Source organism: Sphingomonas sp. HT-1, from assembly GCF_048568905.1.
GTDB lineage: Bacteria > Pseudomonadota > Alphaproteobacteria > Sphingomonadales > Sphingomonadaceae > Sphingomonas.
On the sequence record NZ_CP183771.1, the window covers coordinates 1 to 22,474 of the forward strand.

Consider the following 22,474-nt stretch of genomic DNA (forward strand, 5'->3'; position numbering starts at 1 on the left):
ATGTCCCATCATCGCCTGTTTGCGCAGCTCGCCTTCGAGCGTGCGCTTGGGATGGCCGCGCTCAATGCGCTGGCTCAGGCCGTTGCCGAGTGCGACCAATTCCGCGCCGTAGGCCGCGAGCGCGACCCGATCCATTTCTGGGTTCTGGCCGGTGAACTGGAAGACGTGGTGCAAGATCGCATCCGCGACGTGTTGGATGGTCCTGGCCTTGCCGTCGTCGAGCGCGGCGAGCTTTTCCATCAGCCCCGCATCGTCGAGCTGGTGATCGCCGCTCGCGACGCACGCACCGCGCCGTCATGACGGCGCGCTTGCGCGCAAGAATGCCGTGCGGAGATCCGCACCGCGCCGTCCTCGCCGCCCGCGCATCGCGCGATCGGCGCGAGGGAACACCAAGGGCGCCGCCCTTTCGTTCCCGAACGACAATCGACCGCCCGTGTAATCCGCCAAGCACGGCACCCGGCGCAAAGCGCCGACCGCACTAGGGCGGCTCGCCCGCGCCAGCAGTAGATTCTCGCTCCCCCTCCCCATCCCGTCCTCGCCGGACAGGCAGGGCCGTGAGGCCGAGCGGCCTTGCGGCCCATGCAGCAGGAGGATCAGTTATGCGCAGCCCCGAACAACTCGACACCATCCGTCGCCTGAACGATGCGGCCCGGAGCAATCCCGGCACGGCTTCCATTGCCAACGTCACGCTAGGGTTTCAGTCCCTTCCCGATGCCGACCGCTTTGCGGCACTGGCGGCGATCGTGGGATTTTCCCGGTTCGACGGAGACAATGACCCCTATGGGGAACATGATTTCGGCGCGGTCTATCGCCTCGCGACGGGAGGGTGGACGCAGGAGCGGCCCAAAGACGAGAAGACGATTGCCGAGACAGTGTTCTGGAAAGTGGATTACTACGATAATACGCTCACCTATGGCAGCGAAGTGCCGTGGGATGAGCACCAGACCAAGCGTGTGCTGACCATCATGTTAGCCAACGAATACTGATAGTTGCGGCGATCATCCCGCGCCCGAACGGGCGCGGGACATGGTGAACCGAGTGACTGCCGCGTCGAGTGATTTGTTGAGGAATCGCGCCGGGGAGAGTAAGGTTAAGATAGAAAGGATGACGCGATGGCCCAGATCGATATTGAAGCGCTGCGCGAGCGCATCCGCCAGATGGATTTCGAACGCGGCACTCCCGAACAGATCGCGCTCTGGCGCGAGGATGTCGCGGAGTCCCGCGCCAATCTCGTGATTGAAGACATGACGCCGACCATCGATGAAGACGCGATGTTCGCGATGATGCTCGACGAGGGTGTGCCTCCCGCACTCATGCCCTCGATCATCCTTAGTCTCTATCCGCCCGGAACCCGCCAGATCGCTGCCTGACATTGGCAAGCGATCCTTACACGTATCCCGGCACCGAGACGCTTCGAAACCGGCTCGGGCTCACCGATGAAAAGACGCTCATCGAAGCTGAGCGGCGCCTAACGCAGGCGCGCGGCGCAGAGGCCGCGCGCCTGACTTTTCCAGCGACGACCGACGGCTATCGCGCGCTTCACAAGCATCTGTTTCAAGACCTCTATGATTGGGCGGGGCAGGACCGGACCGTCAACATCGCCAAGGGCGGCTCGAGCTTCGCAGCCGTGCCCTATGTCGCGCGTGAACTCGACAAGCGGTTTGCCGACATGGGCGCGCAAAGCGGCTTTCGCGGACTTCCTCGAGACGAGTTTTTCGACCGGCTCGGCGACCACATCAACGAGATCAACGCCATCCATCCTTTCCGCGAAGGTAATGGGCGCACCATGCGCCACCACGCGGCGCAGCTCGCGCGCGAGGCCGGACACCCGATCCGCATCGCCGCGATCGACAAAGACAAGTGGATGGAGGCATCCCGGCACGGCTTTCTAACGGGGGATCATCGCGGCATGGCCGCGGTTCTTTCCGCAGCGGCAGTCAAGCGCGACCTCGCGCCCGAGGCGCGCATCGGTCCCGCCGGGATTGCCATGCTTCCGAACCGCGCGCCACCCGAGGGGCAACGCTATCGCGTCACCCTCGCTAAGGCGCGCGAAGAACTGGAACGCTACCTGCCCGCCGCCCGACAGCAGGCGGCCGAACGATTGCGCGAATTGATCGGAGAAAGCGCGCCATCTACTGCCATCGCGAATGCACGAACCGAGCTTGCCTATGTCCGGCACGCCAAGGGTCCGATCTACCAGTCCCACCTTTTGACCTATCTCGGCGTGCGGCAGGTCGATGCCGTCGTTACCGCCCAACAAACGCCCCTTGAGCGTGTGCGTGAGATCGGGGCCGCCCTGGGCGTGCAGATCAACGGTCAGCAATCGGCGCAGCTTCAACGCGCCGTGCGGGCGCTGGAGCGGCCGATCCTCCCCCCCGGCCATTCACCCGGGCAAGAGCGGCTTGCCGAGCTTTTCATCAAGAACACGCCCGAAAAGAACCATGCCGATCCACGCCTTTCGCCCGCGCAAGCGATTGTCGATGCCGCCATGAAGACGGCGGCCAATCGGGGTGAAAGCGCCCGCATGGTCGCAACGATCAGGGAGTCGACGCGCCAGCTCGTCGCCGATCGGATCAAGGCTGGCGGTTCACTGGACGGCGAGATCGGCCGCGCGGCGCAGGTGCAGGCACCTGCACCGCGCGATAAGGACCGGAGCCGCTAACGGCTTCATCGCGCAACGGGTATCTCCCCGATCCGGGTCGTCCATGCCGGGCTCTTCTGTGATCGCTTCGTATCGAACGACCGCGCACCGCACCCCTGCGCCGCCAAGATGACCGTGTTTCTCCCAAACCGGCTATTGAGACCATCCATTGCCGCCAACAGCGCGGGTGCCTTGGGATCGGCTGTCGCAAAGAGGTCCGCCTGCCCCGCCCCTTCCGCTGTCAGATCCTCCAGCAAGACGCCGCATTTGGTATAGACGCCTCCCGGTTGAAACATCGCTTCCATCATCTTCCCCGCGATCCCCACGATGATGCGCGGATCGTTGGTCGGCGGGGACAGCCGCGCCGATCGGGATGCCGAAGGCGGGTTCGGGCGATAACGCGAGCCATGTGCGAAGGCGATCAACCGGCTCGCCGCCAGTCCTTGCGCGCGTATCTTCTCGGCCGCACGCGCTGCGCGGCGCGCCATCGCTTCGCGCAGCTCGGCGAGATCGGAGACGGGCGCGCCAAATTGCCGCGTCACTGCGGTCGCCTTGAGCGGTTCGGGCGCCACCTTGAAGTCGTCGCACTCGATCCCACCCAGCTCGCGCACGAGCCGTTCCAGCACCACCGTTCCCACATCGCGTGCGACCGCCGGAGGTAGCGCGGCCAAGTCCGCCGTCGTCTTCACACCGAGCGGGCGGAGCCGCGCTGCCAGCGCGTGCCCGATGCCCCACACTTCTCCTACCGGCCATTGGTCGAACAGACGCCGGCGCAGCTCGACGTCGTGGAGATCGACCACCCCTCCCCACACCTTCTCGGTCGCCTTCGCCAAGGCGTTTGCCACCTTGGATAACGTGCGGGTCGGACCCAAGCCGATCCGGGTCGGCAGGCCGACCGATCGCGCTATATCCTCGCGGACCGCGTGCGCGGCCACGACGTTGCCGAGGCCGTCCGGCAGCACCGGCAGCCGGAAAAAGCTTTCGTCGATCGAGTAGATCTCCACCATATCGGAGTGATCGGCGATGACCGCGTTGAAGCGTCGATTGAGGTCGGCATACAGTTCATAATTGCTCGATCGGAGCTGGATTCCGTGGCGTTTGATCCGATCGCGCATCTTGAAGACCGGGTCGCCCATACGGACGTGCAGCGCCTTCGCCTCTTCACTGCGCGCGATCGCGCAGCCATCGTTGTTGGACAAGACGATGACGGGCACATCGCGCAGGGCCGGATCGAACAATCGCTCCGCGCTGACGTAGAAATTGGCTATGTCGACGATTGCCCATGACACGGCGCTAGCGTCGATAGTCGCGGACGCCGGTCCGCACGACACCCCATATCTCCACCCCTTCCACGGGTGTCGGCTCGTAGATTTGCTGCGCGTTCCGCGCTTCCAGGAGGAGGTCGCCGCGTCTCCGGCAGAGCTGACGGCACACGAAGCCGCCATCCACGATCGCAATAACGATATGCCCCTCGACGGGGCGCGTGTCGCGATCGACCACCACGACGTCGTTGTCGTGGATGCCAGCGTCGATCATGCTCGATCCGCTGATGCGGAAGACGAAACTTGCCGCCCGATCGAGCCGCAGCAACTCGATCAGGCTTATGGCGTCGTCCTGCCAGTCTTGGGCAGGGCTTGGAAAGCCGGCTCCTGCTGCACCAACGATCCGGAGAATGGTCCCCTGCGGCACGTCGGCAAGCGGGACCGGCTGCATCAGAGGCAGCATCAGAGATTCCCTTCACCCTCCATTGTAACACTCGCGCGAACGAAAGGGGAACAGGAGAGTTGAACCATTCGCCGCAACGCGGGGGACGGTTCCTCTTGCGACCGTCGCGACAGATGGCACGATGCGCGTTCAAGGAGATCACGATGCCCGCCACCAACGTCAATACCGCCAGCGCCGCAGAACTCGACGCTGTTCCGGGTCTCAATGGGCATGGCCCGGAGATCGTGCGCTACCGCGAGGAGCGCGGCGGCTTCAGCGATTTGCGCCAACTGGAGGAAGTGCCCGGACTTGCCGGAAAGGTCGACGGCAGCAGCGCGGCCCTTACCGTGGGCGACGCGAATTGAGAGACGAGCATGAGTGACACGGACGCAGATGACGACGACGATGGCGCCTATTATGTCGTACCCGAAGAGGCGATCCAGTATCTGCCGCGAGAATGGCAAGAAGCGATCTACGCGCGTGCCGAGGACGGTCGCAAAGTCTTGGAAGCCGCCGACAAGGAGCTGAAACAGCTCTCGCGACTATCGCTGTCCTTCTACCACGTGACGGTCCTGAAGCACATCAGGGACAAGCTGGCCGTCTATCGTTTCAAGGCGGATATGGCCGCGTTCCTCGAATTGGACATGCTAACGACCGCCTTCGTCGCCACCTATGTCCGGCTTCACACCGGAGGGAGCGGCAGCGGCTTCGCTCGCGACGCGCTGCCCGAGGCGTTGCGCAGCGCCCATGACGAAATCATCGATATGCGGAACAAGCGATATGCCCATGTTGCAGAACACGATTCCGTCAACGATGAAATGGAGATCCAGGAGGATGAAGGGCGCTTCATCGTCAATCTAGGCTTCCGCTTCGGGTTCTATATCGGAGGGTCGAACGACTGGACGAAGCTCGTCGATGCGCTCGACGAGATATTCGCCGAGCGAGGTCAAAAGATCGTCGAGCGGCTTCAGGCCAGGACCGGTAGAGAATGGTCGATCGCGCAAGGCCCCCCTCCCGACGCGACGCCGACCTGACTGGAGGGGGCGCAGCCGGCACGGGGTCTAAGGATCGGTCCTTAGCGTGTCATTCCGCCCCGAGCCGGAACCGATTGAGGTGCATAGATTGCGTGACGGGTTAGGTGACACCGCTCGATGCCGATCGAGCCGGACAGGCGCTCCGTCACACATACGCACGTTTGCGGATCGTCCCGTTTCTCCATCTTCAACTGGCCATGTTGGGAAAACCCATTGGGGAACAGACTTGGGAAAACCGTGCAGTCGCGACGCGCGCGATCAGCGCAAACTCCCCGGCTGTCTCGCTACGGGTTCCCAATCGAGAAAGGCGTCAGGACTGTGGCGCGGTCGCGATGTTCGACAGGTCCGTGGCCGGATTGATCGGCATCCCGGCCTCCCTGCGCTCCGAGTAGCGATCGATAAGCTGGACGGTGTGGGGGCGCAGCAGGACGGTAAAGCGCACCAGTTCCTCCATCAAGTCCACGATCCGATCGTAATAGCTAGACGGCTTCATGCGACCGGCGTCGTCAAACTCGTTGAACGCCTTAGCGATGCTCGATTGGTTGGGGATCGTCACCATCCGCATCCATCGGCCCAACACGCGCAGCGTGTTGACGCTGTTGAACGACTGCGACCCGGCCGACACCTGCATCACGGCGAGCGTGCGGCCCTGCGTCGGACGCATCCCACCCATCGAGAGCGGCAAGTGGTCGATCTGCAACTTCATGATGCCGGTGATCTGTCCGTGCCGTTCGGGGCTGCACCATACCTGCCCTTCCGACCACATCGATAGCTCGCGCAACTCATGGACGGCCGGGTGATCGTCGCCAGCGTGCTGATCAGGTAGCGGGAGGGTGGACGGATCGAAGAGGCGCGTTTCGCAGCCGAAAAAGCGGAGCAGACGCGCCGCTTCCTCGACGCACAGCCGGGAATAGGATCGTTCGCGCAGCGAGCCATAGAGCAGGAGAATACGCGGCGCCGGATCGATCGCGCCCAGCCCCAGCGCCGGCCGCTGGATGGCATAGGCGGTATCGAGTGCCGGCAGATATTCGGGGTCGGCAAGGTCGCGAAGGGGCATCAGGTAAGTCCGATCCGCAGCGCGAGCGCGGCAAGGGTGATGAGCAGGACGGGCACGGTGAGCGTGACCCCGACCCGGAAATAATAGCCCCATCCGATCCGCACGCCCTTCTGCCCCAAGACGTGCAGCCACAGCAGCGTGGCGAGTGAGCCGATCGGCGTCAGCTTGGGGCCGAGATCGCAGCCGATCACGTTGGCGTAGATCATTGCTTCCCTGATCGCGCCCGTCGCGTGGGTCGCGTCGATCGAGAGCGCGCCTAACAGCACGGTCGGCATGTTGTTCATCATCGACGACAAGACGGCCGCGATCACGCCCGTTCCCAGCGCCGCGCCCCACACCCCGCCTTGGGCGGGGCGGTCGAGCAGCGCCGCCAGATGATCGGTCAGGCCCGCGTTCCGCAGGCCATAGACGACCAGGTACATGCCGAGCGAGAATATGACGACCTGCCACGGCGCGCCGCGCAGCACCTTGCCGGTCTGGATGACATGGCCTCGCCCCGCAGTCACCAGCAGCAAGATCGCGCCGGCAACGGCTACGGCGCTGACCGGGACGCCGAGCGGTTCCAGCAGAAAGAAGCCGGCGAGCAGCAGGGCAAGGACGATCCATCCGGCGCGGAAGGTCGTGGTGTCGCGGATTGCGGCACCGGGCGCACGCAGCGCGGCCACGTCGTAATTTCGCGGTATATCACGTCGAAAGAAGATCAGCAGCGCGCCCAGTGTGGCGGCAATCGACACCAGATCGACCGGCACCATCACGGCTGCATAGTCACCGAACCCGATCTTGAAGAAGTCAGCCGACACGATGTTAACGAGGTTCGACACGACCAGCGGCAGGCTTGCGGTGTCGGCGATGAACCCGGCCGCCATGACGAAAGCCAGCGTCGCCTTGTCCTTGAACCCCAGCGCCCGCAGCATGGCGATGACGATCGGTGTCAGGATCAGCGCCGCACCATCATTGGCGAATAGCGCGGACACCGCCGCGCCGAGCAGCACGGTCAGGACGAACAGCCGACGACCATGCCCCCCGCCCCAGCGGGCGACGTACAGCGCCGCCCATTCAAAGAACCCGGCTTCATCCAGCAACAGGCTGATGACGATGATCGCAACGAACGCGGCCGTCGCGTTCCAGACGATGCCCCATACTACCGGCACGTCGGACAAGGTGACGACGCCTGCGAGCAGCGCCACGACGGCCCCGCCTATCGCGCTCCACCCGATGCCGAGGCCTTTGGGTTGCCAGATGACGAGCGCGATCGTCGCGACGAAGATCAGGACGGCAAGAAGCATCAGGCGACGCGCTGGCCCGAAGCATCAACCACCTGTTCGCCGTCTTCCTTGGCAAACGCGGCAAGCTGGCCACTCGGCAACAGATCGAGGACGGCTTCGGAAGGGCGGCACAGCTTCACGCCGAGCGGCGAGACGACCAGCGGCCGGTTGATGAGGATCGGATGCGCCATCATCGCGTCCACCAGCGCGTCGTCGGACAGGAACGTGTCGCCTAGGCCCAGCTCCGCATAGGGGGTTCCCTTCTCGCGCAGCAGCTCGCGAGGCGTCATGCCGGCGCGGTCGATCAGCTCGACCAGCAGCGCGCGTGCGGGCGGGGTTTTCAGATACTCGACCACATGCGGTTCGATGCCGGCATTGCGGATCATGGCGAGGGCGTTGCGTGACGTGCCGCACGCAGGGTTGTGATAGATGACGATATCAATGGCCAAGGGGCGTCCTTTCAGCAGCAAGGGGCGAGTTCGGCGAGGAGCGGCACACATAGTTCGGGCGAGCCGGCGCAGCAGTCCTTGACGAGAAACAGGGTCAGCGCGCGCAGGCCGCCCAGATCGGCGCGGTAGATGATCGACCGGCTATGCCGTTCGGATCGGACCAAGCCGGCGCGGGCGAGGATACCGAGGTGCGCCGACATAGTGTTTTGCGGCACGTCAAGCTGACGGGCGATTTCACCGGCCGCCAGTCCGGTCGGTTCATGGCGAACCAGCAAGCGAAACACATCGAGCCGTGTTCCCTGTGCGAGCGCACCAAGAGCAGCGATTGCCGAATCGATTTCCATATATCCAGCATAGCAGATATATCGGTTAACGCTATTGTCTCGCGCCTGTTGGTAGATCACGTGTCTCGCCACTCACCCGCAACGGGTTTCGGGAGGACTAAGGGCGTCCCAAAACTCGATCCCAGTTGGGAAGGGCTGCATGACCTTGCCGGCCCTTCGGCTGAAAGGTTGCGCGGAAGAATGCGAGAAGATGGTCGCGTAAGTGGCGTCGGGCGACCTTGATCGGTCGCCCTACTCTTCACATCGCCGACATGGGTGGTTCGAGCGTTCCCAGCCATGCGACGAGCGCGAGGATCGTAATGGCACTGACCGCCTCGATCCCGAGGCTGCGCCGTAAAGCGCTGAGTGCGCCGCGTTGATCGCTACCCGGCAGCGCTTGCTCCAATGCGGGCGTCAGCCGGAAGCGATTGAGCGATGCCAGCACCAGCATCGCGCCGAACAAGACGAGCTTGGCGAGCAGGAGCTGGCCGTAAAGGGATGTGGCGAGCTTTGGAAGGTTGCCTACACCGACTAGCAGCCATGTATTGACGAGGCCGGTAACGATAATGGTGCCGACCACGATCGTACCGACCAGGCCGAACCCGTGCAGTACACGATGCGTAAGCGTCAGATGAGCCGCGTCGGCCCGGCGGGTAGGGCGAGCCACAAGCAGGACAAGGCCAAACAGCGCCCCGACCCAAGCACCGGCTGCGAGCAGGTGGAGAATATCGGCAAGGAGGTGAGCCCAGCCTTTTGCGCCCTCATCCATCGCACCGTGCCCGGTCCAGGCGAGTGTCGCCAGCGCCACAGCGCTGGCGATCACCACGACGCCGAGGAGAGGCGCACGTCCGGCCGCCGCCAAGGCGGCGACCGACGCCACGACCAGCGCGGTCATGCGTGCTTCCCATGCCGTGCCTATGGTCGACCCGGAAAGCAGCATTCCGATCGCCTCGCGATCGATTGGCCAGGGCGGTGTGCCCGCCATCGCCGCAGCGAGTAGCGCGAGTGCGATGGCGGAGAGCAGAAGGCCCAGCAAACCGAGACCGACGAGCCAGAGGCGCAACGCGAGCGCGCTGGCGCGCTCGCGTCCCTTGAGGCCGTAGAGGCCGAATGCCGACAGGCCGAACAGCCCGCCCAGCGCCAGAAAGAGCGCGAAGCGTACAGCGATCAGCGGCCAGTCGGTTTCCACGTCACTTGACCGCGAAGGTGTAGTTGCCGGCGACGCGGTGGGTGTCGCTCGACACGACATGCCATGCAACGGTGTAGCGGCCCGGAGCGAGCGGCGCCTTGGGCGTAAGGACAAGCGTGCTGCCGTCACCGGCGACGGCTGCCGTCGTCGTGATCTTCATCGGCGCGTGCGTTGCCCCGCCATGTCCGGTCATCATGAGATCGGCGCCGGAGAACTTCGGCATCAGCTTTTCGCTGAAACGCAGCTCGATACGGGCAGGCTTGTCGACGGTCGCATTCGCGGTCGGCGAGGCTGTCACGAGTTTCGGATGAGCCTGCGCTGCGCTGGCGATGCCGAGAAGGGCGAGGGCGGTAGGGAGGAAGATGCTACGCATGAGATTACTCCGTGGGTTCGTGCCCTATCTACGCGCCCCGGTCGCGCACCCCTTAGCCGCCCGATGAGGGATGTCGGGCAATCCTGCGTATGAAATGCTAGTGGGGTGGAGTGGAAAGCATGGACGAACTGGACAGAGCATTGGCGAGGCTGGCGGGCGCACCCGCCCCTGCCGCGCTGGACGGCATCGAGACGCGGGTACTTGCACGGATCGGCTCGCGGCCCGTCGTGCGGCAGGCCGGCATCGGTCTTGGCGTAGTGACGGCAGCGGCGCTTGCGATCGGCATCGTCGGAGCCGAGCTGCCCGTCGCTGCCCGCCCGACCGTTTCCCTGGCCCCGCTTGGCGGAGCGTCGCCGCTTGCGCCTTCCTCCTTGCTCCTGGGTGAGCAATGACCTCGACGACGCGCATCGTTCTCGGTGTCGTGCTCGCCTTTCTGGCCGCGATCGGAGGCGTGTTCGTCGGGCGGGCGCTGTTGCCGCAGCCCAAGCAGCCAGGTGCCGCGCTGCATGACGTATTGCACCACAAGCTGACGCTCGACGACGGCCAGCAGGCACGGTTGAAGGTGCTGGAAGATCGCTTCGCGATGCAGCGGCGTGCGCTCGAGCTCGAAATGCGCGCTGCCAACACCCGGCTCGCCGAGGCGATCCAAACCGAACATGGCAATGGCCTCAAGGTCGCAGCCGCGGTGGACCAGAGCCATGCGGCGATGGGCGAGCTGCAAAAGGCGACGCTCGCGCATATCTTCGCCATGCGGCAGTTGCTGCGACCCGATCAGACCTCCCAATTTGATGCCGCGGTGGTGAAGGCACTCACCGACGGTCAGGGGTGAGCATCGACTGGACCGCATTGTCTGACGGCGAACTGGCGACGCTCAGTATCGCCGGCCGTCAGGCGGCCTTTGCGGAAATCATGCGCCGTTACCGTCAGCCGGTTTTTCGGCTCGCGCGTGCCTCTGTAGGCGAAACCGATGAAGCGCTTGATCTGGTTCAGGAAACCTTTGTTGCCGCGCATCAGGCGTTGCCGCGCTACGACACGCAGCGCGCGATGAAGGCATGGCTGTCGACGATCGCGATCAACAAATGCCGGGATTGGGCGAGGAAGCGCGCCGTTCGCCGTTTTCTGTCCTTCGGCTTCGCGGCGGAGGATCAGGCTGACACCCTTCCCGACAACGCCGTGCCGATCGATGACAGTGCAGCCGATCGCCAGGAGCTTGATCGGGTGACGCGCGCTATCTCGACGTTGCCGGTCAATCTGAAGGAGCCGCTGGTGCTGCGGACGATCGAGGGCTTGAGCCAGGCGGAGACGGCCGAGGTGTTGGGTATCAGCCAGAAGGCGGTCGAAACCCGCCTTTATCGCGCGCGGGCGCAGCTCATGGAAAAGTTGAACGCGGCTAAGGGATGATCGGGCGAGACGCGTAGAAGGGGTGAGGGCCGATCGCGGCCCGACCCTTGAGGAGCTTCGATGTCGCGCGTTCTCGATCGCCGCCAAGTGCTGCGCGGTGCCACCATGGCGGGAGGCGGCCTTGCCCTGTCGGCCTATATGCCGGCGTGGGCGCAATCCGTTTCCGCTGGTATCGCCAAACCGTTGCCGACCGTCTCGGGCGAGGACATTACGCTGAGGGTCGCGCATCAGAAGATGATGATCGACGGGCGGGAAAGCCACGCGATTGGCATCAACGGCACCGTGCCGGCACCGCTGATCCGCCTGCGCGAAGGCCAGAATGTGCGCCTTCATGTCGTCAACGACCTGGACGAAGAAACCTCGATCCACTGGCACGGCCTGCTGGTGCCGTTTCAGATGGACGGTGTTCCTGGCATCAGCTTTCCCGGCATTCCAGCGCGCTCGACCTTCACCTACGAATTTCCGATCATCCAGAGCGGCACTTACTGGTATCACAGCCATTCGGGGCTTCAGGAACAGGACGGTCACTACGGGCCGATCCTGATCGATCCCAAGGACCCGGACCCGGTGCAGTTCGATCGCGAGCACGTCATCGTGCTATCCGATCACAGCTTCCAGCATTCGCATTACCTGTTCGACCGGCTCAAGAAGGAGTCGGGCTATTTCAACCGCCAGCGCCAGACCTTGGCCGGCTTGCTCGCGGGCAAGGATCAGCCGCTCAAAGAGCGGTTGATGTGGGGCAAGATGCGGATGGACCCAGCTGACGTCGCCGACGTGACCGGATCGACCTACACCTATCTGGTCAACGGTCATGGGCCGCGCGACAACTGGACCGCGCTGTTCAAGCCCGGCGAGCGGGTCCGGCTCCGCTTCATCAACGCATCGTCCATGACGACCTTCAACGTCCGCATTCCGGGCCTGCCGATGACGATCGTCGCAGCGGACGGCCTGAACGTGCGGCCGGTCCAGATCGATGAGTTCCAGTTCGGTCCCGCCGAAACCTATGATGCGATCGTTACGCCTCCCGACATGCGCGCGTACACGCTCGTCGGCGAAAGTGTTGACCGCTCTGGCCAAGCCCGGGCCACGCTCGCGCCGCGTGAGGGCATGGCTGCCGAGGTTCCTCCCCTCCGCAAGCGTCCGCTCGCGACCATGAAGGACATGGGCATGGGCGGCCACGACATGGGCACCATGGATCACGGCGCCATGCAAGGCATGGGGAACGGTGCGGCGGGCGCGCAGGCCGGTTCGATGGCGGGCATGGACCATAGCGCGATGAACCATGGTGCCGGTGCCGGCTCGATGCAGGGGATGAATCATTCCCAGATGAACCACGGCACGGCCGCTGCCGCTGCCGGAGGGATGGCCGGAATGGCGATGCCGCAGGGTCAAAGCGGCACGATGGCCGGGATGGATCATGGCTCGGGCGCAATGCCCGGCATGGCAGGCGATCAGTCGATGGCCGGCATGGACATGGGTGGCATGGACATGGGCAACATGAACATGCGCGACTTCTCGAAGGCACCGGAGGTGAAGAAGGGGCCGGGCGTTCAGACCATCTCGGCTATGCCGGTGGACCGCACCGGCGATCCGGGTCAGGGGCTGGAGAATGTCGGCCACCGCGTGCTGACCTATCGCGATCTGATGGCGCTCGACCGCAACCCCGATACGCGGGCACCAGAGCGCGAGATCAAGCTTCACCTCACCGGCAACATGGAACGCTACATGTGGGGCTTCGACGGCGAAAAGCTGTCAGAGAACCCCGATCCGATCACGCTGCTGCATGGCGAGCGGGTGCGCGTCACCCTCATCAACGACACGATGATGGGCCACCCGATCCACATTCACGGTCACTTCTTCGAGCTGGTGACGGGGAAAGGCGCCTATGCGCCCCGAAAGCATACTGTGCTGGTCCAACCGGGCGGAACTGTCAGTTGGGACGTGACGGGAGAGGAAGGCGACTGGGCGTTCCACTGCCACATGCTCTACCACATGCACGCGGGCATGATGCGTGTCGTCCAGGTCCGCAAGGCCGGGGAGGCCGCAGCATGAGCCGGTCGATCCTCCTTGCCGGTTTGGCATCAGCGATCATCGCTGTTCCTGCCTTCGCACAGAGCATGGACCATTCCATGCACGACATGCCGGGCATGACCATGCCGGCCAAGCCTGCCGCCAAGGCCGCCCCGAAACCCGCGCGGAAAGCCGCCGCGAAGCCGGCATCCAAGCGCAAGGCACCTGCCAGAAAGACGGCGTCCCGACGTGCGCAGGCCCAAGCTCCGGCGACTGACCCGCACGCCGGTCACGATATGAGCGGGATGCAGGGGATGGACATGGGCGGCCAGCAGTCGGCCCCCGCCTCGAACCCGCACGCGGGCCACGATATGTCGGCCATGCCCGGCATGGGTGCCCCGGCAGGAACGGCGCAGGACCAACACGCCGGCCACGACATGAACGCGATGCCGGGCATGGCGATGAACGGCGATCAGGGCGGCGCTAAAGTCGGGACCGACCTGCCCCCCGGCAATAAGCCCGCACCCGCTCCCTCCGGCGATCATCTTGCCGATCGTTTCTGGGGTGCGAAGGCGATGGCGACCTCCCGCGAGGACGATCTGCGTCGCGAGCATGGCGGGATGACCTACTATCAGGTGCTCTTCAATCTGGCCGAGTACCAGGCTCGCAAGGGTAGCGACGGGTATCGTTGGGATGGCGAGGCGTGGGTCGGAGGCGACATTGATCGCCTGTGGCTGAAGTCGGAGGGCGAAGGCAGTTTCGGCAAGTCGCTCGACAGCGCCGAGGTTCAGGCGCTCTACAGCCATGCACTCGACCCCTATTGGAACCTCCAGGCGGGCGTCCGCTACGACATCAAACCCAACCCTTCCCGGACCTATGCGACCGTGGGTATCGAGGGGCTGGCACCTTACTGGTTCGAGGTAGAAGGTGCGCTGTTCCTGTCGAACAAGGGCGAGGTGCTGGGTCGTGCTGAGGGCTATTACGATCAGCGCATCACCAATTATTTCACGCTTCAGCCAAGGGTCGAAGCCAACTTCTCTGCGCAGGACGTGCCGGAGACAGGCACCGGGTCGGGGCTTACCGATCTGGAGGCAGGCCTGAGGCTTCGGTATGAAGGCCGGCGCGAGCTGGCGCCGTATATCGGCGTGTCGTGGGAACGGCAGTTCGGCGACACCGCGCGCTTCACGCGGGCACGCGGCGGTGACACCGGCGGGTTCAGCTTCGTCGCTGGCGTGAGGACCTGGTTCTGAGCCCGCGGTTGCGCCTCCACATCGGGGCGAGCAAGGTCCATCGCTGGCTTGCTCTCCTGATCGGGGCGCAGGTGATCGTATGGTTCACCAGCGGACTCATTATGAGCCTGCTGCCGATCGACACGGTTCACGGCGATCACCGGATCGATCGCAATGCCGAGCCGGCGCTGTCGATCGACCAAACCTTTGCACCCGTTCCTGCCCTGCTCGCGAATGCCGGCGTGCCTGTCCGTCAGCTTCAACACCGGATGCTGCTCGGCCGACCCGTCGTTGAGGCGCAGCTTGCCGATGGCAAAATCCGGTTGCTCGACGCCCGGACGGCTGCGCCGCTCCCACCGATCGACATGAGGGCCGCGGCGGCCATCGCCGGCAGGGCCTATCGAGGCGGACCCGCAGTTCCGACGATGGAGCGGGTGGAGCGCCCGAGCACCGAATATCGCGGCAGCCTTCCCGCATGGCGCGCATCGTTCCCTGACAAAGATGCGACGCGCATCTACGTGTCGGCGGAAACCGGCCGGCTGACCTCGGTGCGTACCGGAACGTGGCGGCTCTACGACTTCTTCTGGGGCCTCCATATCATGGACTGGACCGAGCACGAACGCTTCAACACGCCGTGGCTGATGGCCTTTGCGGCGGGTGGCCTCGTGTTCGGCGTCGCGGGTGCGATCCTCCTGTTCATGCGCTGGCCGCGACGCAGGCGGAGAAAAGTGCAAGGGACAGCCCGAACCGCCGCGTAGTTTCTTTGGGGGGTGCCAAAGGAGAACGAGCGATGGACCACGACCAGCACCGATCCGGCCAGGGTGGCGGGATGGGCATGAGCTACGGGCGGTTCGCCGCCATGATAGCGACATCGACCGTCGTGATGTTCGGGTTGATGTACCTGAACACCTATGCCCTGAGCCACGTCGAGTACAGTCAGACCCGGACGTGGATGGCGATCGTCATGGGTGCCGTGATGGCGATCATCATGCTCGGTTTCATGTGGGGCATGTACCCGAACCGCCGCGCCAATCTCGGCATCGTGGCAGGCGCCGTCATCGTGTTCACCGGCGCGCTGTGGCTTGTCCGCAGCCAGGACACAGTCGGTGACGTTGCCTACATGAAGGCGATGATCCCGCACCACTCGATCGCGATCATGACGAGCGAACGGGCACACATCAAAGACCCGGAAGTGCGTAAGCTCGCTGACGGCATCATCGACGCCCAGGTTCGCGAAATTACGCAGATGAAGCGGATGATCGCCCGACTGGAAGCGAACCCCACGCCCCCGAACGCGCCGGACCTGCCTTCCTATCGCGACCGGCAGGTGCCGCCCCCGCCCCCCGAGACGGATCAGAGCACCGGCATCAACACCTTGCAGCCGGTCCGATAGATTTACCGTTGGTTGAGGGGTGGCGTGCTGGTGCACGTACCTTTTCGCATGGGCGGGGGTAACGTGGAGAAATCAGACATGAAGACAATCGCGATCATGACCGCCGCCCTGTTCGCCGCCGCCCCGGCATTGGCGCAGCAGACCGGGCATCAGGGGATGGATCATCAGGGAATGAACCATGCAGGCATGATGCAGCCGAGCGCGGCCAATCCCTACGGCCCCGACATGATGAAGATGCACGAGCGGATGATGGCGGCAAAGGGTGCCGACGCCGGCGAGACGTGGATTCGTCAGATGATCGAGCATCACCGCGGCGCGATCACGATGTCGCAGACGGCACTTCGCAGTACCCGGAATGCGGAAATCCGTCGTGAGGCGCAGAAGACGATCGACAGCCAGAACCGTGAGATCGCGACGTTGAACGCCATGCTTCGCAAAATGGGCAAGAACCCGCAGTAACCGACCCGCCCTCGCCTTTGGGCGACACAAGTCAGCTATTGGAGAGCCGATGATGAGCCGACCTTTTCGTGCTGCGATAGCCGCCTTGTTGATGGGGCTTCCCGCGACCGCGATGGCCGCAGCCGACATTGCCATGCACCGCGATCCGGGGTGTGGTTGCTGCGAGAAGTGGGCTGAGCAGGTCCGCCAGCAGTTCGGCCGCAAGGTGCGGATCATCGACGATGCCAATCGCGGCGCTTTGCAGCGTCGCGTCGGCGTCCCGGCGGATCAGCTATCCTGTCATACCGCCATCGTCGACGGCATGGCCTTCGAGGGCCATGTTCCGATCGCTGACATGAAGCGCGTTCTGGCGCAGCGTCCCAAAGGCGTCAGTGGGCTGGCAGTCGGCGGGATGCCGCTCGGGTCGCCCGGCATGGAGGTAGCGGGCATGAAGGCCCAGCCCTTCTCCGTCATCGCGTTCGGCCCGGGCGGTCGCCGCGTCTATGCCCGGCATGGTTAGGTAGCTGGCGGGAGCGATGAACCGCTCCCGCCCGCCGTCAGATCAGTGCTTCATGCCCGACATGTCGTGGCCAGCGTGATCGCCGCCCTTCTTCATGTCCGCGCAGCAATCCTTCTTGCAGCAGTCGCTGCCGTCCTTGCAGCAGGTCTTGTCCGCGCCGCAGCAGCCGGCATCGGCCGCGAATGCAACGCCGGGGATCGCCAGCGCCAGGGCAGCGCCGATCAACTTGAACTTGGTCATTGGTAACTCCGTCGATTGAATGTGTGGGTAGTTCGGATCGTCACACAGCTCGCGGAGGGGGTGTTGCAGGCGGAACGGGCATTCCCATCAATCCCGCAACAGGTAGTGGTTTGAGCGCGATGCGGATCGGAGCGTTAGGTCCGGTCTGCGCCAACGCTTCACTCTGAACTGCCATGCAGGGCGTCGAGCAGGCTGCTTGTTGCGGGGCCTTCGTGGGTTTGTGACTTCCCTCGCAATCGGCCATCTCGGATGCGACCGGCGCGGCGTTCGCCACGGCCTCGCAGATCGGGCCGAGGTGCAGGACAAGCATCACCGCCAGCATGGTCAGCACCGCCAGGCGAAGCGGGCGGGCAAGGCGGTTCAATCGACGCTCCACAGGCTTATCGATCCCGATCACCGTTCGATGTCAATGCGCCATCGAGAGCGCTGCTGGCGCGGCAATCATCCAGATCGCCATCGCGACCATCATCACGTTCTCGGTGAGCGACAGGAAGCCGAGCGGCACGTTGCTGTCTCCGCCGACACAGGCGCACTTCAGCTCGCGCTTGTCGATATAGACGGCCTTGATGACCGACACCGCACCGATCGTGCCGATGACGAGCGCGACCGGCACCGAGAGCCAGGTCAATGCACCCGCCGCCATCAGAACGCCCGCCAGACCCTCCGCGTAGGGGTAGATATAGGAATAGGGCACCCATCGCTTGGCAAGTAGGTCGTAGTTGAGGAACATGCTCGAAAAGCTCTCGACGTTCTGGAGCTTGAGCATCGCGAGCACGCACATCGAGAAGGCGATGAACCACTCTCCCGCGCGCACCGTGACGGGCGTACCGAACGCGGCGTAGCTAGCGGCCAGCGCCATCAGTGCCGTCATAGCGAACACCGCGATCACCGGGCGGTAGGTGACGGCCTTGGGATCGCGCACTGCCTTGCCGAAGAAACGGCGCAGGTCGTCATAGCCTCCTACCCGCTCGCCCCCGATGAAGGTTTGCGGCGTCGTCTTGACCCCGTGCTTCGCCTTGAAGGCGTCAGTTTCCTCCCGCGTGCGCAGCCAGTGGTCCTCGACCTCATAACCCTGTCGCCGAAGCAGATCCTTCGCCTTCAGACCATAGGGGCAGGTGTGCTCCGGCATCACCATCCGGTAGATTATCGCGCTTTTGGGGGCCGCGGTCGCCATCGTCTTCTCCGTGTTCTCGCGACCCCTATATGGGGTCTGTAGTATAGTACGGAGTCAAGCATGGTATCCCTCACGATTGCCGGTTTAGCGCGTGAGGGTGGCGTCGGCGTCGAGACGGTTCGCTATTATCAGCGACGCGGACTCCTCGACACGCCCCAACGTCCTCAGGGAGCCGGATCGAGCGGCGGGGTCAGGCGCTATGGGCCCGAAGATGTGCGCCGGCTTCGCTTCATCCGCTCGGCTCAGGCCGCGGGATTCAGACTTGAACAGATAGGTGACCTGCTCGTGCTGAACGCGACCGATGATCGTGCGCAGGCGCGCCAGCTTGCCCGCGAGCAGATTGCTGCCTTGGACATAAAAATCAAGGAACTCAATCGCGCGCGCGCGTCTCTTCAACATTTAGCCGACGAATGCGGTAATGGCTTCGACGGCCCGTGTCCGATCCTGACGACCTTCGATCGATCCTAAGCGTCGGTTAACCTTCGTTGTCCCATAAATGGGGAGGTTGCGCTTTCTGAGACGCGTCAAACCTTCCCAAATCTTGATCGAAAGCGGGAAAGGGGCGCGATCAGGATTGCGGCGCGGCGGCGATGCTCGCCAAGTCCGTGGCCGCATCGATCGACGTGCCGGCTTCCCCATCGCTCATGACGATCTCCGCTTCCGGATGATCCTTCGTGATCGCGACAATGCTTCGACTAGCGAGGCCAGTCTCATCGTTCACTTCATAGGCTTGCTGGGCGACGCGCCTGCCGCGCCATCCCGTTCCATTTCTTCCGCGCTTATCGCCTCTTGTTCGGGGGCAGGCAGATGGCGGTACAACGTCGCCACCGACACACCGATCGTTGGTGCGATCTCACGGGCGGACATGCCCGATGCCAAGAGCTTTCGCGCGGCCTCGATCCGCTTGGGCGTCATGACCTTCTTGCGCCCGCCTACCCGGCCCTCGCTACGCGCGACGATGAGCGCGGCCGTCGTTCGCTCGCGCACGAGGTCGCGTTCCATCTCGGCCATCGCAGCCATGATGTGAAAGACGAGCTTCCCCGCCGTCCCTGCTGTGTCGATGCCATCGGTGATGGATCGGAGGCCGATGCCGCGATCTGCCAGCTCGACCGCAAGATCGACCAGTCCCTTCATCGTCCTGCCAAGGCGATCGAGCTTCCATACGACCAGCACGTCCCCCTCGCGAGCGTGCGACAATGCTTCGGCCAGGCCAGTGCGGTTCGCCTTGGCGCCAGATGCCTTGTCCGAGAAAGTGCGATCGCAGCCAGCTTCCTTCAGCGCCACCAGCTGGGGCGTCAGATCCTGCTCCGCTGTCGATACGCGCGCATACCCGATTAGCATTGATCAGTCTCAAAACTCATCCGCGACCCCTATCATGCCGCGAGCATTTTGCGAAAGCGTTTTGAGACAAGGCCGATTGCTGCTATCGGTGTCTCACATGAAGTCGCTTCAAAAACGATCGTTTAAGAGACACGCCGGCAGCTTCGGTCGCCAAAAGCACGAAGGCACACGGCGCGCGCTGCAAACGGTCATCGAAAGCATGAACTTTGCGGCCTGTGGCGAGGCGATTGGAGGGATGCGGACGATTCCGCACCCCATCTTCGTGCTTTCACCGACCGATCGCCTTCGGACGGGGGCCGCCCTACCATGAATGACGCCGGTTCGATCCAGGGCGATCTTTTCGCGCTCGACAGTCCGTTGCTGACCGAGGTGCGCGGCGAGCGTTCGCTGATGGCTTTCCCGTTCTTCGCACTGAGCAAAGGGAAATGGACAAAACCGCTCGCCTATAAGACCGATACGGTTTCAATCGAAATCGTTGCCACTTCCAAAGGCGTCGCGACGATCTATGACAAGGAAGTGCTGCTCTATATCGCCAGCCTGATGGTGGCGAAACTGGAAGCCGGTGTCGGCGTGTCGCAAGACTTCTACTTCACGGCTCATGATCTATTCCGCGTCACTGGCGTCAATGGATCGGCGCGATCCTACGCTCGCCTGTCGGACGCATTGGAGCGGCTGCAGGGCACGCAGATCAAGACCAACATCGAGGCTGGTGGCGAGGGCCAGGCCGGCTTTTTCTCGTGGCTGTCCGAGGCCCAGCTTCATTACACCAAGACCAAAACTGGCGATAAGCGGCTGAAAGCCGTCAAGGTACGGCTGTGCGATTGGCTATACCGTGCCATTTTGCGAGACCGGCGTGTGCTCGACTATGCTCCCAGCTATTTCCAGCTCGGTCCCATCGAGCGGCGGCTTTACGAGGTTGCGCGCTCTGCCTGTGTGCATGGTGCTGTCGATGTCGATCTTGACGAGCTGCGCTTACAACTCGGCTATCAAAGCTCGCTCAAGCATTTCCGCTACGAGCTTAAACGAATAGCCGACGAAAACAGCATTCCCGGCTTCACCTTCGATTTGCTCGAACATGCCGCGACATCTGAAAAAGGGCGATCGCGACGCAACGCCGGAGCTGGACGGGTCAAGATTACTCCCCGCCCCCTCTTGGCAAGTGCCTGACCTCTTCATCAGTTCGACTTCGCGAATCAACTAAGCGGCGTTGCCGCCCTTCGGTCAGCGATAGCACGAAGTAGGGTCGGCCAAAGCACGAAGCGCGGTCGCCAATAGCACGAACGCGATCGGCAACGGTCAGCGAAAGCACGAACTTTTGTTGGAGTCGGTCGTCGAAAGCACGAACTTCAACTGTTTCGCCCCTCCGCGTAATTCGCCAAAAATATCGGAGTGCCGGGAGCATTCTGCGATCGGCCATCAGGGAGCGGCCGTGACCACATAAACGAATGCCCGGCACGAAGGCCGGGCACCCTGGAACGTGATGAGCGATGCCTGCAAGCATCGATCGGGACGTAAGACACCCCCCTCATACTCGTTCCCGAGCCTTGGTTCAAGGGAGCGCGCTTCGCGCCACGCTCTAGTTTTGCCTGGTCCCGGCCCCACGAAGGGGACGGAAGATGGGAGCTGTTTCACTCGCGAAGGCGAGCTTCATGGCGCTCGACCGCATCGAGCGGGCGCGCCCACGATCGCGATCGGGGTCTGCAAATCCGACACGGGCGCATGTCCACCCGAACAGCCGCAAGGCGGGCACGTTCGAGGACGACTTCTTCTATAGCTATGCCAAAGGCGAGACCGACCGGCTCTACAAGAAGGCCGTCGAGCTGCTGAAGCGCAAGAATGCCGTGCGCAGGCTGGCGCGCGCCGAGGGGCGACAACTCACCGAAGACGAGCGGCTTGTGACGCTGATAACGCCGGCAGCCGTGCGCGTGTTCGAGCAGCTTACCACCTTGGCCCGGACGTGCGCTGGCAAGGTGTTTCCGACCTGGGAGTGGATCGAGGCTGCAAGCGGCCTGTCTCGTGCGAGCGTCGGGCGGGGCCTTTCGATCCTCGCCACGATGGGCTTGATCGAGAAGCAGCGCCGCTGCGTGCCGATCGATCCGCCCGCTGATCGTCCCAAGGCCCGCAATGCGCAGACGTCGAACGTCTATCGCATGAGCTTTCCCAATCGGCTTGCTCGATTTCTTCCGCGCTTCCTGCGTCCCGTTCCGCTCCCCGACGATGTTGTGCAACGCGAGATCGACCGCATCGAAGAAATCGAGACGATGCGCCTTTGGCGGACGCCGCGACAGGTGGTGGCTGAGGAGATCGAGGACGACGGTCTGCGCCGGGTGTTGGACAGCCTTGCCATTGCGCTCGAGAAGCAAGAGTCTCAAAAAAATGGTCAACCGCTCCTAGATTCATATAATCTAAGGGCAGATGGAGTTGGCCTAGTCGGCCAACGCTCTAACGCCTGACGGCGCAGAACGGCCTAGACGAACCCACAGGACAAAATCCCACCCCGAGGCACTTAGCCGCTCCGTCGGACGCGGCGCTACGCGTCGCGATGCTCCCGAGAGGAGCAAGCGGTTTCCGTCGCGCTCAAATGGCCACGTTCGTGCTTGCTGATAGCGATTTTCATCGACGAACGCGGCCGTAGCGTCCAGCCCAAAGGGCCGCAGAGGCGTGATCGGCACCGTCATCTCATTTCCAAAGCT

General features: G+C 63.6%; 32 protein-coding genes. 19 read left to right on the forward strand and 13 right to left on the reverse strand.

What is annotated here, in order from left to right; all coding sequences use genetic code 11:
• The 4 genes from ACNFJ7_RS17405 (at nucleotide 1) to ACNFJ7_RS17420 (ending at nucleotide 2,662) form a co-directional block, all read left to right on the forward strand.
• Nucleotides 1–300: a hypothetical protein gene (locus ACNFJ7_RS17405; protein WP_019368262.1), complete on the forward strand. Its 300-nt coding sequence runs from the start codon at nucleotides 1–3 to the stop codon at nucleotides 298–300.
• Nucleotides 301–599: 299 nt separating this feature from the next.
• Nucleotides 600–986, forward strand: a complete 387-nt coding sequence (locus tag ACNFJ7_RS17410; RefSeq protein WP_019368261.1) for a DUF3768 domain-containing protein — start codon at nucleotides 600–602, stop codon at nucleotides 984–986.
• 126 nt (nucleotides 987–1,112) lie between these two features.
• Nucleotides 1,113–1,370 carry a hypothetical protein gene (locus tag ACNFJ7_RS17415; protein WP_017503786.1) on the forward strand — a complete coding sequence of 86 codons (258 nt, stop codon included), beginning with the start codon at nucleotides 1,113–1,115 and terminating at the stop codon, nucleotides 1,368–1,370.
• Between the two features lie 2 nt (nucleotides 1,371–1,372).
• Nucleotides 1,373–2,662 (forward strand): Fic/DOC family protein, encoded by a 1,290-nt coding sequence (locus ACNFJ7_RS17420; protein WP_019368260.1) that lies wholly within the window; start codon nucleotides 1,373–1,375, stop codon nucleotides 2,660–2,662.
• 5 nt (nucleotides 2,663–2,667) lie between these two features.
• Here the strand turns inward: ACNFJ7_RS17420 and ACNFJ7_RS17425 are convergent, their stop codons facing one another.
• Both ACNFJ7_RS17425 and ACNFJ7_RS17430 read right to left on the reverse strand, forming a co-directional pair.
• A complete protein-coding gene (locus ACNFJ7_RS17425) occupies nucleotides 2,668–3,930 on the reverse strand; it encodes a Y-family DNA polymerase (protein ID WP_026008903.1) in 1,263 nt (420 codons plus the stop codon).
• Nucleotides 3,931–3,934: 4 nt separating this feature from the next.
• A complete protein-coding gene (locus tag ACNFJ7_RS17430; RefSeq protein ID WP_026008902.1) occupies nucleotides 3,935–4,369 on the reverse strand; it encodes a LexA family protein in 435 nt (144 codons plus the stop codon).
• Nucleotides 4,370–4,509: 140 nt separating this feature from the next.
• Between ACNFJ7_RS17430 and ACNFJ7_RS17435 the strand changes: the two genes are divergently transcribed.
• Both ACNFJ7_RS17435 and ACNFJ7_RS17440 read left to right on the forward strand, forming a co-directional pair.
• Entirely contained in the window at nucleotides 4,510–4,710 is a 201-nt protein-coding gene (locus tag ACNFJ7_RS17435) for a helix-hairpin-helix domain-containing protein (protein WP_026008901.1), read from the forward strand.
• 9 nt (nucleotides 4,711–4,719) lie between these two features.
• Nucleotides 4,720–5,379 (forward strand): hypothetical protein, encoded by a 660-nt coding sequence (locus ACNFJ7_RS17440; RefSeq protein WP_019368256.1) that lies wholly within the window; start codon nucleotides 4,720–4,722, stop codon nucleotides 5,377–5,379.
• Nucleotides 5,380–5,689: 310 nt separating this feature from the next.
• Here ACNFJ7_RS17440 and arsH read toward each other — a convergent pair whose 3' ends face one another.
• The 6 genes from arsH to copC all read right to left on the reverse strand — a co-directional run bounded on the left by arsH (nucleotide 5,690) and on the right by copC (nucleotide 10,035).
• Nucleotides 5,690–6,436 (reverse strand): arsenical resistance protein ArsH, encoded by a 747-nt coding sequence (gene arsH / locus ACNFJ7_RS17445; RefSeq protein ID WP_019368255.1) that lies wholly within the window; start codon nucleotides 6,434–6,436, stop codon nucleotides 5,690–5,692.
• Nucleotides 6,436–7,722, reverse strand: a complete 1,287-nt coding sequence (locus ACNFJ7_RS17450; RefSeq protein WP_019368254.1) for an arsenic transporter — start codon at nucleotides 7,720–7,722, stop codon at nucleotides 6,436–6,438. The genes arsH and ACNFJ7_RS17450 overlap by 1 nt, the downstream gene beginning before the upstream one ends.
• Nucleotides 7,722–8,201, reverse strand: a complete 480-nt coding sequence (gene arsC / locus ACNFJ7_RS17455) for an arsenate reductase (glutaredoxin) (RefSeq protein WP_173644882.1) — start codon at nucleotides 8,199–8,201, stop codon at nucleotides 7,722–7,724. Before arsC ends, ACNFJ7_RS17450 begins: the two co-directional genes overlap by 1 nt.
• Nucleotides 8,162–8,494: an ArsR/SmtB family transcription factor gene (locus tag ACNFJ7_RS17460; protein WP_019368252.1), complete on the reverse strand. Its 333-nt coding sequence runs from the start codon at nucleotides 8,492–8,494 to the stop codon at nucleotides 8,162–8,164. The genes arsC and ACNFJ7_RS17460 overlap by 40 nt, the downstream gene beginning before the upstream one ends.
• A gap of 238 nt (nucleotides 8,495–8,732) precedes the next feature.
• Nucleotides 8,733–9,662 (reverse strand): copper homeostasis membrane protein CopD, encoded by a 930-nt coding sequence (copD, locus tag ACNFJ7_RS17465; RefSeq protein ID WP_019368251.1) that lies wholly within the window; start codon nucleotides 9,660–9,662, stop codon nucleotides 8,733–8,735.
• Nucleotide 9,663: 1 nt separating this feature from the next.
• Nucleotides 9,664–10,035 carry a copper homeostasis periplasmic binding protein CopC gene (gene copC / locus ACNFJ7_RS17470; protein ID WP_019368250.1) on the reverse strand — a complete coding sequence of 124 codons (372 nt, stop codon included), beginning with the start codon at nucleotides 10,033–10,035 and terminating at the stop codon, nucleotides 9,664–9,666.
• A gap of 119 nt (nucleotides 10,036–10,154) precedes the next feature.
• Here copC and ACNFJ7_RS17475 point away from each other — a divergent pair, with 119 nt between their 5' ends.
• The 9 genes from ACNFJ7_RS17475 (at nucleotide 10,155) to ACNFJ7_RS17515 (ending at nucleotide 17,026) form a co-directional block, all read left to right on the forward strand.
• Complete coding sequence (locus tag ACNFJ7_RS17475; protein WP_019368249.1) at nucleotides 10,155–10,427, forward strand: hypothetical protein; 273 nt, start codon at nucleotides 10,155–10,157, stop codon at nucleotides 10,425–10,427.
• On the forward strand, nucleotides 10,424–10,864 hold the full coding sequence (locus tag ACNFJ7_RS17480) for a periplasmic heavy metal sensor (RefSeq protein WP_019368248.1): 441 nt from the start codon (nucleotides 10,424–10,426) through the stop codon (nucleotides 10,862–10,864). Before ACNFJ7_RS17475 ends, ACNFJ7_RS17480 begins: the two co-directional genes overlap by 4 nt.
• Nucleotides 10,861–11,436, forward strand: coding sequence for an RNA polymerase sigma factor (locus ACNFJ7_RS17485; RefSeq protein ID WP_019368247.1), 576 nt, complete (start codon nucleotides 10,861–10,863; stop codon nucleotides 11,434–11,436). The genes ACNFJ7_RS17480 and ACNFJ7_RS17485 overlap by 4 nt, the downstream gene beginning before the upstream one ends.
• 60 nt (nucleotides 11,437–11,496) lie before the next feature.
• Nucleotides 11,497–13,488 carry a copper resistance system multicopper oxidase gene (locus ACNFJ7_RS17490; protein ID WP_019368246.1) on the forward strand — a complete coding sequence of 664 codons (1,992 nt, stop codon included), beginning with the start codon at nucleotides 11,497–11,499 and terminating at the stop codon, nucleotides 13,486–13,488.
• Complete coding sequence (locus ACNFJ7_RS17495; RefSeq protein ID WP_026008900.1) at nucleotides 13,485–14,696, forward strand: copper resistance protein B; 1,212 nt, start codon at nucleotides 13,485–13,487, stop codon at nucleotides 14,694–14,696. Before ACNFJ7_RS17490 ends, ACNFJ7_RS17495 begins: the two co-directional genes overlap by 4 nt.
• An 8-nt stretch (nucleotides 14,697–14,704) precedes the next feature.
• The gene (locus tag ACNFJ7_RS17500; protein WP_019368244.1) at nucleotides 14,705–15,433 is read left to right on the forward strand and encodes a PepSY domain-containing protein; all 729 of its coding nucleotides are present in this window, start codon (nucleotides 14,705–14,707) and stop codon (nucleotides 15,431–15,433) included.
• A gap of 77 nt (nucleotides 15,434–15,510) precedes the next feature.
• Complete coding sequence (locus tag ACNFJ7_RS17505; RefSeq protein ID WP_037512963.1) at nucleotides 15,511–16,068, forward strand: DUF305 domain-containing protein; 558 nt, start codon at nucleotides 15,511–15,513, stop codon at nucleotides 16,066–16,068.
• 48 nt (nucleotides 16,069–16,116) lie between these two features.
• Nucleotides 16,117–16,527: a DUF305 domain-containing protein gene (locus tag ACNFJ7_RS17510; RefSeq protein ID WP_269083831.1), complete on the forward strand. Its 411-nt coding sequence runs from the start codon at nucleotides 16,117–16,119 to the stop codon at nucleotides 16,525–16,527.
• Between the two features lie 91 nt (nucleotides 16,528–16,618).
• Complete coding sequence (locus tag ACNFJ7_RS17515) at nucleotides 16,619–17,026, forward strand: DUF411 domain-containing protein (RefSeq protein WP_019368241.1); 408 nt, start codon at nucleotides 16,619–16,621, stop codon at nucleotides 17,024–17,026.
• Nucleotides 17,027–17,068: 42 nt separating this feature from the next.
• Here the strand turns inward: ACNFJ7_RS17515 and ACNFJ7_RS17520 are convergent, their stop codons facing one another.
• The 3 genes from ACNFJ7_RS17520 to ACNFJ7_RS17530 are packed head-to-tail and all read right to left on the reverse strand — an operon-like array spanning nucleotide 17,069 to nucleotide 18,440.
• Entirely contained in the window at nucleotides 17,069–17,266 is a 198-nt protein-coding gene (locus ACNFJ7_RS17520) for a hypothetical protein (RefSeq protein ID WP_019368240.1), read from the reverse strand.
• Nucleotides 17,267–17,306: 40 nt separating this feature from the next.
• The gene (locus tag ACNFJ7_RS17525; protein ID WP_095687571.1) at nucleotides 17,307–17,663 is read right to left on the reverse strand and encodes a hypothetical protein; all 357 of its coding nucleotides are present in this window, start codon (nucleotides 17,661–17,663) and stop codon (nucleotides 17,307–17,309) included.
• A gap of 9 nt (nucleotides 17,664–17,672) precedes the next feature.
• On the reverse strand, nucleotides 17,673–18,440 hold the full coding sequence (locus ACNFJ7_RS17530) for a glutaredoxin family protein (RefSeq protein ID WP_019368239.1): 768 nt from the start codon (nucleotides 18,438–18,440) through the stop codon (nucleotides 17,673–17,675).
• 60 nt (nucleotides 18,441–18,500) lie between these two features.
• Between ACNFJ7_RS17530 and ACNFJ7_RS17535 the strand changes: the two genes are divergently transcribed.
• Entirely contained in the window at nucleotides 18,501–18,908 is a 408-nt protein-coding gene (locus ACNFJ7_RS17535; protein ID WP_082664401.1) for a MerR family transcriptional regulator, read from the forward strand.
• A gap of 100 nt (nucleotides 18,909–19,008) precedes the next feature.
• Here the strand turns inward: ACNFJ7_RS17535 and ACNFJ7_RS17540 are convergent, their stop codons facing one another.
• Both ACNFJ7_RS17540 and ACNFJ7_RS17545 read right to left on the reverse strand, forming a co-directional pair.
• On the reverse strand, nucleotides 19,009–19,161 hold the full coding sequence (locus ACNFJ7_RS17540) for a hypothetical protein (RefSeq protein ID WP_019368237.1): 153 nt from the start codon (nucleotides 19,159–19,161) through the stop codon (nucleotides 19,009–19,011).
• Entirely contained in the window at nucleotides 19,158–19,781 is a 624-nt protein-coding gene (locus ACNFJ7_RS17545) for a recombinase family protein (protein ID WP_019368236.1), read from the reverse strand. Before ACNFJ7_RS17545 ends, ACNFJ7_RS17540 begins: the two co-directional genes overlap by 4 nt.
• Before the next feature lie 97 nt (nucleotides 19,782–19,878).
• On the opposite strand from ACNFJ7_RS17545, the gene ACNFJ7_RS17550 reads away from it, so the two are divergent.
• The 3 genes from ACNFJ7_RS17550 (at nucleotide 19,879) to ACNFJ7_RS17560 (ending at nucleotide 22,234) form a co-directional block, all read left to right on the forward strand.
• Nucleotides 19,879–20,091: a hypothetical protein gene (locus tag ACNFJ7_RS17550; protein WP_156804353.1), complete on the forward strand. Its 213-nt coding sequence runs from the start codon at nucleotides 19,879–19,881 to the stop codon at nucleotides 20,089–20,091.
• Nucleotides 20,088–20,948, forward strand: coding sequence for a replication initiator protein A (locus tag ACNFJ7_RS17555; protein ID WP_019368235.1), 861 nt, complete (start codon nucleotides 20,088–20,090; stop codon nucleotides 20,946–20,948). The genes ACNFJ7_RS17550 and ACNFJ7_RS17555 overlap by 4 nt, the downstream gene beginning before the upstream one ends.
• A 482-nt stretch (nucleotides 20,949–21,430) precedes the next feature.
• Entirely contained in the window at nucleotides 21,431–22,234 is an 804-nt protein-coding gene (locus ACNFJ7_RS17560) for an RNA replicase (protein ID WP_236704404.1), read from the forward strand.
• Nucleotides 22,235–22,474: the final 240 nt, after the last annotated feature.